The organism is Peptostreptococcus stomatis DSM 17678 (assembly GCF_000147675.1).
Lineage (GTDB): Bacteria > Bacillota > Clostridia > Peptostreptococcales > Peptostreptococcaceae > Peptostreptococcus > Peptostreptococcus stomatis.
On record NZ_ADGQ01000001.1, the window covers coordinates 1 to 12,623 of the forward strand.

Genomic DNA, 12,623 nt, shown 5'->3' on the forward strand with positions numbered 1-12,623 from the left:
GTCAATCTTCGTTTGGAAACTGGCAGGACCCACCAGATAAGGGTCCACCTATCACATATAGGCCATCCAATTATGGGGGACGACCTGTATGGAAGGCCTGATAGTAGTTTGATTGATAGGCAGGCCCTGCATGCCTACAAGTTGATTTTTGACCAACCTAGGTTGGGGGATAGGATAGAATTAAAATCCAGTCTACCTAAAGATATGGTTGGCTTGCTAGAAAAATTAGGAGGAATAATAGATGATTATAAATAAGTTTATCATACACGTTTTGGACAAGAACTCAGACTTTCCAGTTTTAAATGATGTAGAGAACTCTATATCACCGGAGACGGATGCCTTTTACCAAAAGGTGATCAGGCGTATATTGAGGGATGAAGACTTAAGAAAGGCCAAGTTCAAGGACTATGGAGACAATGAAATAAGGGTATGTGCAGACCATATCCTATATGATGAGGCATCCTTTGTAGTTAGTTCCCAGGGGATAGCCAGGTTTATGTTTGATGCCATGAAGATAAATGCCGAACTAGACTCTTGCGACCTAGCTGTAGTCCTATATACTCACAAGGACCAGAAGGGAGTAGCTATTATCAAGCTGGACTACAAGAAATTGTATACACATGAGATAGCCTATGATGAGGAGGAAAGCCGGGTTTCTATCAAGATGGTAACCAATGAAATAGGAATCCAGGATTCTCAGAAGATTATCCATGCAGCCCTGATAGGACCAAGTGGTTTAAATGATGAATGGCAGCTCCAGGTCTTAGACAAGCTGGCTGAAAAGCAGGAAGCGGATTCAAGCTTTGTGACAGAATTTTTAAAGGTTGAAAAGGTCAGGGATGAGAAGTACTTGACTAAGGTCTTTAAAAATACTACTGAAAATTGGATTACTAATGCCTATGCCAGTGATGTTAAAGAGGCTGAAAGTATAAGGAGTATTTTAAATTACAATCTAAAAGAGGCCAATGACGTCGACTTGGACAAGTTTATAGAAGAGTCTATCAAGGATGACGCTAGGAAGGAATCCTACAAGGAGTTGATGGTTGAAAAGGGTGTATCAGAAAATTTCAATATCGATAAGACCTGGGTTGAAAAGAAGTTAAAGCGTAGGAGTATCAAGACTAATACTGGTTTTGATATAAAGGGTCTCTTGGATGACTTTGAAGATCCTATGAAGTATTCCTTTAAGCAAAATGAGGATGGTAGTTTTGATATAACTATCAAGAACATTGAATTTTATGAAGAAAAATAGGGACAGAAGCTGATAATATAAAATCCAAAGCAAAAGGAAAATTGACACTAAAATAGAAAAACTTTACTTATAGTTTATGCAATATAAGTAAAGTTTTTTCTTTTTTAAAATGAATTATTTATTGTTTTCTATGTATTTGACGATATCTCCTATAGTCTTTATGTTTTCTAGTTCATCGTCATCAACCTTAATATCAAATTCTTCTTCGATGTTCATTATAATTTCTACAGCATCTAGTGAATCTGCATTAAGGTCTTCCTGAAGATTAGTGTCTAAATTAATGAAGTCACTATCATCGATATTTAACTGTTCAACTATAATTTCCTTAATCTTATCAAACATAATTAGCCTCCTAAAAAATATGTAGGTTATCTTGACCCTTTATTCTACTACGATTCTCGCAGTCAAAATCGTATATAGAGTATATTAATATATAATTCGGAAAAATTCAACAAAATACCATAAATTATACAAAAAAACTATATTTATTTTGTTCTTTGTTATATAATAGTTAAATAGGGAATTAAATTTTATAGACTAATATCTTAGATTTTATTTTGAAACCTATATAAAATTATTTGGGTGTAGGGAAAAGGTTATACCCATAATAGCTTTATGATTTCTCGAGGAAGGAGAATTACAATGGTAGTGAAAAGACCGACTACAATAAAAGATGTTGCAAAGAAGGCAGGAGTATCAATATCTACCGTATCAAGGGTTATTAATGACTCCAAGCCAGTGACAAATGAAGTCAAGCAAAGGGTACTTGATGTAATCAAAGAGACAGGATATGTACCAAATCCTCTGGCTAGAAGCTTGGTGACTAAGAAGAGTCAGTTAATAGGAGTCATAGTTCCTGAAGTTACCGATACTTTTTCAGCTGAAGTATTAAATGGAATTGAAGAAATTTCAAAGATGTATGATTATGATATACTTTTGGCTAATACATATTCGGAAAAAGACCTGGAAGTTAAAAATATCAACCTACTTAGGGCTAAGCAAGTTGAGGGTATAGTAATGATTAGCTGGGATATCGACAAGGATGTAGTAGACTTGCTAGAAGATTCGGGTATACCAGCTGTATATATAAGCAAGACTACAAGAGACTACAATATCTACAATGTATCTATAAATAATAATTCAGCAGTCAAGGATATGACTAACTTCTTGTTGGATAGGGGTCACAAAAAGATAGCCCTACTAAATACTACATTCCAGACAAACCTGGCTGATGAGAGATTGACAGGTTATAGGGATGCTATAGTAGGCAAGGGCCTAAAGGTTAATGAAGATATTATAAAATCATGCGGACCAACTTTCGATGACGGCTATATGGCTGTGAAGGAAATGTTGGAGTCTAAAGTAGATGTAGACGCAATCTTTGCTACTAGTGATGAGGTTGCCATTGGTGCTATAAATGCCTGTTTTGATCTGGGATACAAGGTTCCAGAGGATATTTCAGTTGTAGGTTTCTATGACATCGAGTTTTCTAAGATGTGTAGGCCTAAGCTGACTACAGTTAAGCAGCCTTTATATGACATGGGAGCAGTTGCTATCAGGATGATAATAAAGATGGTAAAGGGCATAGAAATTGATGAGAAAAAGGTTGAACTACCTTACACGATTTCAGATAGGGATAGTGTGGCTAGGAGGTAAGTCCTAGTTGCTAATAAACTTCAAAACCATACTCATTACTGCCTTCAGACATATATACTTTTGGAATAATGATCTATTAAATCTTGCTAGTGACTATTTAAAGTGGTATAATATATGTATATCTAGAACATGCGACAAGGCTATATGTAAGTTCAACCTACATATATTATACGGGAGATTATGTTCATATACGAGTATGATAGGCCTGGACTTTCCGGGATTTCAGAAAATGTATGACTGATCACCCACCTGGGTGATTCCGGGTGTGAATTTAATTGGTCTACGGTGTTTTGGGAGATAAAAGTGTTGCTTTAGCAGCACTTTTATTTTATTTAGTTGTTTTGCTTGGGAGGATAATATGACTCTAGACATCTACAAGTTTGAATTTGACGAAAATAATAAAAAATACATACAAGTATATAATAGGATAAAAAATTTGATATTGGACGGTAAACTTGTTGGTGACGAAAAGCTACCACCGATAAGGAAATTGTCGGCCCTATTAGGAGTAAATAGCGTTACTATAGTCAAGGCTTATGACCTCTTAGAAAATGAAGGTTATTTAATAAAGAGACAGGGGAGTGGCTGCTATGTTTCCAAGATTAAAAAGACCAGGTCTATTTCTGCCAAGAGTGACCTCTATAGGTTGGATACGGGTAATCCCTTAGCAGATATATTTCCTATCAATGACTTTAAAAAGGCAGTCAATATGGCCCTGGATGATGAACTGGCTAGCCTGTTTAATTATGATGATGGCAATGGAATCTATGAATTAAAAGAGGTAATGGTAGACTACCTTGCCGAGCAAAAGATTCAGGCCAGTCCTGACAATATAATTATTACTTCAGGTGGTCAGCAGGGTATAGATATTATTTCAAAGAGCCTACTGAGCTATTCGGATGTGGTTTTTATTGAAGAACCAACATACTCTGGGGCTATAGACCTACTTAAGATGAGGAATACCAGACTCATATCCATACCACTTTTAGAAGATGGTATAGATATAGGCCTCCTAAAAATGAAGTTGGAAAAAATAAGACCCAGACTCTTGTATGTTATGCCAAATTTTCAGAACCCTACAGGGATTTCTTATTCAGAGTACAAGAAGAAGAAATTAATTGACTTGGCCGAGGAATATAATTTCTATATATTAGAGGATGATTTTATCAGTGATTTTAAGTTTTTGTCTGAAAATAACAGGACCCTGAAGTCATATGATAAGTATAATAGGGTAATATATATAAAGAGTTTTTCTAAAATCCTGATGCCTGGTCTGAGGATGGGGTTAATGGTGGTACCAACAGAACTGGTAGAGAGGACTGTGGTGTCAAAGCATAATTCTGATATATCTACTTCACCCCTAATTCAAAAATCACTCTATTATTATATGTCCAAGTTTAACTGGGATAAGCATACTTCTGATATGGAAAAAATATATACAGATAAATTTTTAGAGACTTACAAGTATATAAACAAAAAACTTGGGGGACGCCTGACTATTATCAAGAACAAGGGGGGTATCAACTTCTTTCTTGGTTTAAATAGGGGATTTTCATCTAGAAATTTTGTGAATTTCATGTATAATAAAAAGGTAGCCCTTCAACCTGGCTATATATATTATGATTTGGATATTGAGGACAGGTTTTTTTAGGATAAATATATCAATGGAGACTGTGGATAGGATAAAAGAGGCTATAGATATTATCAGCGATAGTCTAGATGAGTTCTACACGCTTAGCCGTATAGAGGCTAAGGGGCTGTAGAATAATAGGATAAAATAGAGGTAAAAGAAAGGAGTACTGGATATGGATTTGATTAACGAATTTGACAAAACTAAGCTGGCAAGGATTAATGAGCTGGCTAGGATAGCTAAGGAGAGAGACTTGACTGAAGAGGAACTAAAGGAAAGAGATATACTTAGAAAAGAGTTTTTAGAAAACTTTAGGGCCGGCTTTAGCCAGCAGTTAAGTGGTATAAAGGTTGTTACACCGGAAGACCTAAACTAAAGATTGGCTAGTCTTGTGATTTGCTAAGTTTAGAATTACCGACACGGATTTAAGTTAAGATAAATCCGTGTCGGTATTTTTTTGCCTAGAAGGGCTTGTCAAGGTTGTATAGTTCAAATACATAGTTTAAGAAGGCCTTCTCAGTAGGAGATAGGAACTTCTTGTCTGAATATACCAGGTAGTGGTCCGAAACCATACTCAGGTTTTCTATCCTATATATATTGAAGTTGTTGTACCTTTTTCCATATTGGGCAAGACCATTTGTTACCAGGGTAGACCCTATGCCGGCACTTACCATGGACATGATAAGGTTGTCTGAATCTATATAGGCCCTGATATGTAGGTCCTTGGAGTTTATACCGACTGAATTTAATTTTCTGGATAGGTAGTCGCCATCCAAACTCTCGTCACTTTTTAAGATAAGGGGGAGTTTCTTAAAACTTTCCAGGCTTACGAAACCGTCCTTATTTTTTATATCCAAGTCTGGTGGGCAGACAAGTACTAGGTCGTTTTTTGAAAATAAGGTATAGACTAGCCTGTCTGACTCTGTGATGGTAGATGTCAGGCAGAGACTGGCGTTATCGTTATTTAACTCCGAAATAGCCTGGTCATGTGTCATATTTTTAAGGGTAAAAGTGGCTCCAGGGTATTGACTGGAAAATTTTTTTATCATCGGTGGTAGGATAGCCTCCCCAGGAACACAGGTATACACTAAGTCTACATTACCCTCTATCTTACCCTGGTAGTCCCTGATATCATTGACAGCCCTCTTACAGTCGTTGAGTATGGCTATGGCATGATTGAAGAGGATGTAACCGGAATCAGTTAAGGTGATAGACTTGTTATTCCTGTTAAATAGGGAAGTCTGCATTTCATTTTCTAGATTTTGTATATGTGAACTGATTGTAGGCTGGGTAAGGTAGAGTTCCTTGGCAGCCTTGGAGAAACTTTGGTTTTTTGCTACGGCAACAAAGGCCTCAAGTTGTTTAATATCCATCTTTTACTTGTCTCCTATCTGCTAATGTCTATTTTAAAGGTAATTATAGGCCCTAAATAGGCTACCTTATATAGGAATAGTATACGATAGGAAGGGTTTTATTTCAAGTTGCTATATTTAAATAGGTGACTAGGTTAGAGAAGATTTATATATTACAAGGAAAAAATCAGAATAGTGTGAAATCTCATAAAAAATTCGAACTAAATATATTTCTAATTCATACAGGTCTGCTACCATAAAAGTACAAAGATTACTTTGGTGTCTTTACGGCTACAAGCTGTAATTATTTTTTGCTGGTGGCGAACTCCCTCACATCCTCAATATCGTCACCAGTCTTATGTTTCCTATGGATGGGCCCTTGACCCATCCATAGGTTTTTTGTTATATGAATTATATATGGGTAAAGAAAAAAGACACAAGATAAATCCTGTGTCTTTAAGTGCCGCTGGCCGGGGTCGAACCGGCACGATATTGCTACCGCAGGATTTTGAGTCCTGTGCGTCTGCCAATTCCGCCACAGCGGCTTATGAGGTCAAACAGTTTGACTTCAGTACATAGAGTATTTTACCATATGATAGAAATAAAAACAAGAATAAAAAGTAAATAATAAAAAAATATATTTGCTATTTATGGTATAATTTAACTTAGTCGTCTAGAATAAAAGAGAGGAGCGATTAATAGAATGAAGAAAAACAGATTACTTTTAATAGATGGTAATTCAATTATAAATAGGGCCTTCTTTGCCCTACCACCAATGGATAATGGTCAAGGCCTACATACTAATGCTATATATGGTTTTTTGACTATGCTATTTAAAATGATAAAAAGCTATGAACCTAGCCATATCTCTGTGGCTTTTGATATGAAGGCCCCTACTTTTAGGCACAAGTCTTATACAGAATACAAGGCAGGCAGGAAGAAAATGCCTGGTGAGCTGGCCATGCAGCTAGATCCCTTAAAGGATGTTTTGGATAAGTTGAATATAGATAGGGAAGAAATAGAAGGTTATGAGGCGGATGACATACTTGGCACCCTATCTTTGGATGCTGAAAAAGAGGGTTATGAGGTATATATAGTTACTGGGGACAGGGATGCCATCCAGTTAGCTTCAGATAATACAAGGGTCTTGATTACTAAAAAGGGTGTAGGAGAGGTCGAAGAGTACGACGCCCAAGCAGTTATGGATAGGTACTCATTGACACCAGACCAGTTTATAGACCTTAAGGGCCTAATGGGTGATAAGTCTGATAATATACCCGGGATACCTGGTATAGGTGAAAAGACCGGTATAAAACTATTGCTTGAATATAAGACTGTTCAAGGTGTCTTGGATAATGTGGATAAGTTGAAGGGAGCTCAAAAGAAGAAGGTAGAAGAAAATATGGAGTCTGCCTTAATGAGTAAGGATCTTGCTACTATATTTAGGGAAGTACCTTTAGACTATTCGCTAGACCAGATGGCTTTTGGAGAATTTTCTGTAGAAGAAGTAGTAAAGGCCTTCCAGGAATTGAAATTTACCAGCCTAATTGCTAGGTTAAATGACCTTACAGGCCAGGAAGACCAGGCTGCTGATATAGAAATATGTAAGTTGACGGACTTTGATGCCTTTATTGACCAGGTTAAGGACAGGGGACAGATTTTTATGAAGGTCTTTAGGACTGATGCTAATATATTGGACCAGGATGTCTATATGACCTACCTGAGCTTGGGTAATGATAAGTTGTATAGGGTCCATGGTGACGATATTTTAAAGATAAGAACTATATTAGAGGATGAAGATATAGAAAAGATAGGCTATGAAATGAAGGCTGACTATGTGGCTCTTAAACCATATGGTATAGACCTTAGAAATATGGCCTTTGATATAGCTATAGCCGAGTATGTGATAGATTCTAAGACTTCTACATCATATGATATAGACAGTATTTCTAGTAAGTATATCTACAAGACTATAATGTCTAAGGAGGACCTGCTGGGCAAGGGTGCCAAGGCACTTGACTACAGGCAGGTTGACCTAGAAAAGTTGGACCAGTATGTAAGTGGTATGCTTTCTACTATTATAGGTTCATATCCTAAGATGAAGAAGATAATTGACGAAGACCAGTTGTCAATGCTTTTCTATGATGTGGAAATGCCCCTAGTAGAGGTTTTGGCAGAGATGGAATATGCTGGTATATGTGTGGATAGGGATATCCTATCTAACTTGGCTAAAGACTTTGATGAGATAATAGACAAGACAGAAAAGAATATACATGAACTTGCAGGCCAAGACTTCAATGTGAATTCACCAAAACAGTTAGGCCATATTCTCTTTGAAAAATTGGGTCTACCAGTAATAAAGAAGACTAAAACTGGCTATTCTACAAATGCAGAAGTCTTGGAAAAGTTGAGAGACAAGCATGAAATTATAAACATGATTACAGAGTATAGGTCTGTAGTCAAGCTTAAGTCTACATATGTAGACGGTATAGAGGCCCTGGTGAACGCTAAGGATGGAAGGATACACTCATCTTTTAACCAGACCATAACTACTACTGGCAGGATATCTTCTACCGACCCTAATATGCAAAATATACCTGTAAGGACTGATATGGGGAGACAGATTAGGAAGGTATTTATAGCTGGTGATTCTATGAGTCTAGTAGATGCCGACTACTCACAGGTTGAGCTAAGAGTTTTAGCCCATATGAGTCAGGACCCGCATATGATTGAGGCCTTCAATAGTGGGGAGGACATCCATAGAAAGACGGCTTCCCAGGTATTTAATGTAGACTTTAATCAGGTTACACCAGAATTGAGGTCTGCTGCCAAGGCTGTAAACTTTGGTATAATATACGGTAAGAGTGATTTTGGTTTGGCCCAAGACCTTAATATTAGTCAAAAAAAGGCCAAGGAATATATAGAAAGTTACTTCAACAAGTATGAAACTATCAAGGCCTTTATGGACCATATAGTTTCAGAAGCAGAAGAGAAGGGTTATTCTACAACCATATTTAATAGACGTAGGTATATACCTGAAATCAAGTCTAGTAACTTTGTAGAAAAAAATAGGGGTAAGAGGGCTGCTATGAATGCCCCAATCCAGGGTAGTGCAGCAGATATTATCAAGATAGCTATGGTAAATGTCTACAATAGATTAAAGGAAAAAGGTTTAAAATCCAGGTTAATCTTGCAGGTACACGATGAGTTGATAGTGGAAGCGACAGCAGATGAGTTGACTCAGGTTGAAGTCTTGCTTAGGGAAGAGATGGAAAATGCAGTAAACCTAGGGGTAGATTTGAAGGTTGACTTAAATATAGGTAAGTCATGGTATGAAACTAAGTAGGTGTTGGTATGTTGGTAATGGGTTTGACTGGAAATATTAGCTGTGGTAAGAGTAGTGTTTCAAAAATACTAGCATCAAGAGGGGCTATCATAATAGATGCAGACCTCCTGTCAAGAGAAATATATGAGTACGATGATGTTTTGGAAGAAATGAAGGTCAGCTTTCCTGAGGCCCTTGTCAATGGCAAGGTTGATAGAAAGATTTTAGCGGGAATAGTTTTTTCAGATAAGTCTAGGCTGAAAGACCTAAATAGGATTTCACATAAGAAAATACATGACCTGGTATGCCAGGCCCTAGAAAAAAACAGGAATGAAGACTTGCTAGTAATAGATGCAGCCCTACTCTTGGAGGCAGGGTTTGACTCATTGGTTGACAAGGTTGTTCTTGTATTTTGTAACGAAGAAGTCCAACTAGACCGATTGATGAAGAGGGATTCTTTATCCAGGGAGGATGCCATTAAGAGGATAAGAAGTCAGATGGGCCAAGAAGACAAGAAAAAAATGTCAGACTACCTTATTGATAATTCTGGTGATCTAGGGGCTTTAGAAGGTGAAGTTGAAAAATTAATAAAAGAAATTAGAAAGTGGAAGTGTGAAGGTGAAAGTAAGAAATAAAAAAGTTAATAAGGGCCTACTTGCCTTAATACTTGTATTTGTAGTGTTTATGCTTGCCTTAATAAACCGTGAAAAAATAGAAAAAACATTTTATCCTATTAAGTATTCTAAGTATGTTGAAAAATATTCTACTGAATATGGTGTTGATAAATACTTGGTTTATAGTATAATAAAAACTGAGAGTAAGTTTCATACAAGAGCTACTTCTTCTAAAAATGCCAAGGGTCTAATGCAGATAACAGATATGACTGCTGACTGGGGACGAGAGGAACTTGGTTTGGGAAAGGTAGATATATATGATCCTGAAACTAATATTAATATAGGTGTTTGGTACTTGGGTAAACTACAGAAGGAATTCAAGGGAAATAATAAACTCATTATAGCTGCCTACAATGGAGGGTCAGGTAATGTGAGGAAGTGGTTAAGGTCTGCAGACTACAGCAAGGATGGCAGAAATTTGGCCAATATACCCTTTGTAGAAACATCCAAGTATACTCAAAAAGTTTTGGATAATTACAAAAAATACAAGGCCTTGTATAAGTAATTATTGAACCTGGTTAGGAGGAAATATAAATGAAAAAGAGATTAATGGTTGAAGGTATGCACTGTGTTAACTGTGTAAAGGGTTTAAATGATGTACTTACAGAAGATTTAGAGGGTGTAAAGGTACTAGAGATAAGTTTGGAAGGCAAGTATGCTGATATTGATGTAGATGACAAGGTAAGTGATGACCAGTTAAAGGCAGCAGTTGAAGAACTTGGATTTGAATTAAAAGAAATTAAATAGTTTATAAAAGGGTTTAAGGTATATTTGCTTTAAACCTTTTTTGTTATCTACTATATATCAACTATCATATACATTGTAGGGAGGGCTTAATAGGTAAAATTATCAAAGGCCTAGGAATTTTTTAAGAAAAACTAAAGAAAATAGTAAATAAATAGGCTTAAAAATACAAATATTACAAAATAGTTACAAAAAATAAGTCGTAAAGAGCCGGAAAATGAGGGTAAATATTACAAAATAGTTACAAAAAATGATAAAAAAAGCAAAAAAGTCACCTTTTTTTTAAAAAACACTTTACAACTAGTAACAAAATGTTGTATTATAGTCTTGTGCAAAAATAAAAGTTCAAGATAAAACTTTAGAAAATGATAAAGTTAAAAAAATGTTACATTTAATTTGGGATGTAATTTCTTTATAGAATGACTGTATTTTATAAAGTTAGAAAATAATGAGAGGTGAGAATTTAGATGAAAAAAGCAATAACAGTCTTAGGTTTAGGTGCTGCAGCTGTTGCTATATCAGTTTCTAATGCTAGTGCTATGGAACAGCAGGATGCTAGTGTTGTGGAACAGCAGGACGCTCAAACAACTACAGGAATTAACCTAAGAGAACAACCAGGTGCGACTTCAAATAAGGTCTCAGAGCTTCACGCAGGTTCAAAAATAACGGTTAAAGAGAGAAATAATGGTTGGGTCAACGTTCAGACTGAAGATGGTAAGAGCGGATGGGTTAGTGGATACTATGTATCTGATAAAGAAGGTAACCCAATAGTATCTAACAATGCTGCTAATAATGCCGCTAATAATGTAGATAATACAAACAAGGCGGGCAAGAAGATTATAACTAATAAAGTTGAAAACAAAGCCAAGGCAAATAATACTGTGGCTGATGAAAATAATTATACAGAAAAAATTACAGATATGAGGGAAAATAACACTGAAAAGGCAGTTAATTCAAATGCCAAGGTGTCATCTTCATCCTATTTGAACATCAGGGTAGGCCCATCTGTATCAAATGGTATATCAGGAGTGGTATATAAGGGTGAAATTTTCAAGGTTGTTTCTAAGTCTTCTAATGGATGGTACAAGGTTGTATTAAAAGACGGTACAACTGGTTGGGCTAGTGGAAAGTACATTAACCTGACATCAGAACAGGACAAGACTAATATAACTGATTATAGGCCTAGCAACATTAAGCAGGATAGTCGTTCACAGGCATCTGGTTCAAGTTCTCAGGGTAAGGTTAACAGCTCTGTAGGTTTGAATATTAGATCAGGAGCAGGTACTGGAAATTCCGTTATAGGTACTCTTGCAAATAATGCAACAATCAATATAATTGGTGAAGAAAATGGATGGTATAAGATAAAGTTAGATAATGGTACAACAGGATATGTTGGTGCTAATTATATATCTAAGATTTCAGGTGGTTCTAATATCGTTGACAATACATCTAATAGTAACGTAAAGGGAACAACAAATCCTGAAACAGAGGCAGAAAATAATAAGGCTAATACAGCTAAGCCTACTGTAACAGGCAACAAGGTCGTGGACTATGCTCAGAAATTACTTGGAACTAAGTATGTATGGGGTGGTACTAGTACTCAGGGATTCGACTGTTCAGGATTTACTCAGTATGTATACAAGAAGATGGGTATAAATATACCAAGAGTTTCTAAGGCACAGGCAAATGCTGGTAGTCCAGTATCTCTATCAAATATAAAGCCAGGAGACCTATTATACTTTGATACAACTGGTTCAGGTTCAACTAGCCATGTTGGTATCTATATGGGTAATGGTAAGTTTATACATGCCAGTGGTACAGCTACTAACCCAGAACATGTTAAGGTGTCTAATATGTCAGAAGGTTGGGTTAAGTGTCTAGGCGCTAGAAGATTCTAGTATAACTTAATAAAAAATTAAAATGACTATAAAAAAGACCATAAGAGTTATATAATTCTTATGGTCTTTTCTTAATTGAAAAATAAAAGCAT

At 36.2% G+C, this 12,623-nt stretch carries 11 protein-coding genes, 1 tRNA gene, 1 other RNA gene and 1 pseudogene; 11 read left to right on the forward strand and 3 right to left on the reverse strand.

All coding sequences use genetic code 11. From position 1 onward, the window contains the following. Positions 1 to 255, forward strand: a pseudogene (locus HMPREF0634_RS09720) (RNA pseudouridine synthase); the annotation flags it as partial. Continuing rightward, positions 242 to 1,252 (forward strand): nucleoid-associated protein, encoded by a 1,011-nt coding sequence (locus HMPREF0634_RS00010; protein WP_007787839.1) that lies wholly within the window; start codon positions 242 to 244, stop codon positions 1,250 to 1,252. The pseudogene HMPREF0634_RS09720 and the gene HMPREF0634_RS00010, both read left to right, overlap by 14 nt. Before the next feature lie 114 nt (positions 1,253 to 1,366). Here HMPREF0634_RS00010 and acpP read toward each other — a convergent pair whose 3' ends face one another. Beyond that, the gene (gene acpP, locus HMPREF0634_RS00015) at positions 1,367 to 1,594 is read right to left on the reverse strand and encodes an acyl carrier protein (RefSeq protein WP_007787884.1); all 228 of its coding nucleotides are present in this window, start codon (positions 1,592 to 1,594) and stop codon (positions 1,367 to 1,369) included. A 300-nt stretch (positions 1,595 to 1,894) separates the two neighbouring features. On the opposite strand from acpP, the gene HMPREF0634_RS00020 reads away from it, so the two are divergent. The 4 genes from HMPREF0634_RS00020 (at position 1,895) to HMPREF0634_RS00035 (ending at position 4,914) form a co-directional block, all read left to right on the forward strand. Beyond that, positions 1,895 to 2,908 carry a LacI family DNA-binding transcriptional regulator gene (locus tag HMPREF0634_RS00020; protein WP_007787829.1) on the forward strand — a complete coding sequence of 338 codons (1,014 nt, stop codon included), beginning with the start codon at positions 1,895 to 1,897 and terminating at the stop codon, positions 2,906 to 2,908. 116 nt (positions 2,909 to 3,024) lie between these two features. After that, a non-coding RNA gene (gene ssrS / locus HMPREF0634_RS09435) (6S RNA) lies at positions 3,025 to 3,210 on the forward strand. 56 nt (positions 3,211 to 3,266) lie between these two features. Beyond that, a complete protein-coding gene (pdxR, locus tag HMPREF0634_RS00030; RefSeq protein WP_007787890.1) occupies positions 3,267 to 4,559 on the forward strand; it encodes a MocR-like pyridoxine biosynthesis transcription factor PdxR in 1,293 nt (430 codons plus the stop codon). Between the two features lie 154 nt (positions 4,560 to 4,713). Beyond that, positions 4,714 to 4,914, forward strand: a complete 201-nt coding sequence (locus tag HMPREF0634_RS00035; protein WP_007787853.1) for a DUF896 domain-containing protein — start codon at positions 4,714 to 4,716, stop codon at positions 4,912 to 4,914. A gap of 85 nt (positions 4,915 to 4,999) precedes the next feature. Here the strand turns inward: HMPREF0634_RS00035 and HMPREF0634_RS00040 are convergent, their stop codons facing one another. Further along, on the reverse strand, positions 5,000 to 5,911 hold the full coding sequence (locus HMPREF0634_RS00040; protein WP_007787871.1) for a LysR family transcriptional regulator: 912 nt from the start codon (positions 5,909 to 5,911) through the stop codon (positions 5,000 to 5,002). Between the two features lie 440 nt (positions 5,912 to 6,351). Beyond that, a tRNA-Leu gene (locus HMPREF0634_RS00045) sits at positions 6,352 to 6,435 on the reverse strand. Between the two features lie 158 nt (positions 6,436 to 6,593). On the opposite strand from HMPREF0634_RS00045, the gene polA reads away from it, so the two are divergent. From polA to HMPREF0634_RS09260, 5 genes are all read left to right on the forward strand, one after another. Beyond that, on the forward strand, positions 6,594 to 9,236 hold the full coding sequence (polA, locus tag HMPREF0634_RS00050; RefSeq protein WP_007787866.1) for a DNA polymerase I: 2,643 nt from the start codon (positions 6,594 to 6,596) through the stop codon (positions 9,234 to 9,236). An 8-nt stretch (positions 9,237 to 9,244) separates the two neighbouring features. Further along, positions 9,245 to 9,850 carry a dephospho-CoA kinase gene (gene coaE, locus HMPREF0634_RS00055; protein WP_007787842.1) on the forward strand — a complete coding sequence of 202 codons (606 nt, stop codon included), beginning with the start codon at positions 9,245 to 9,247 and terminating at the stop codon, positions 9,848 to 9,850. Further along, the gene (locus HMPREF0634_RS00060) at positions 9,834 to 10,394 is read left to right on the forward strand and encodes a lytic transglycosylase domain-containing protein (RefSeq protein ID WP_007787887.1); all 561 of its coding nucleotides are present in this window, start codon (positions 9,834 to 9,836) and stop codon (positions 10,392 to 10,394) included. The genes coaE and HMPREF0634_RS00060 overlap by 17 nt, the downstream gene beginning before the upstream one ends. Positions 10,395 to 10,423: 29 nt before the next feature. Then, positions 10,424 to 10,636: a heavy-metal-associated domain-containing protein gene (locus HMPREF0634_RS00065; protein WP_007787831.1), complete on the forward strand. Its 213-nt coding sequence runs from the start codon at positions 10,424 to 10,426 to the stop codon at positions 10,634 to 10,636. A 464-nt stretch (positions 10,637 to 11,100) separates the two neighbouring features. Further along, positions 11,101 to 12,531 (forward strand): C40 family peptidase, encoded by a 1,431-nt coding sequence (locus tag HMPREF0634_RS09260; protein ID WP_007787878.1) that lies wholly within the window; start codon positions 11,101 to 11,103, stop codon positions 12,529 to 12,531. The last annotated feature ends 92 nt before the right edge of the window (positions 12,532 to 12,623 follow it).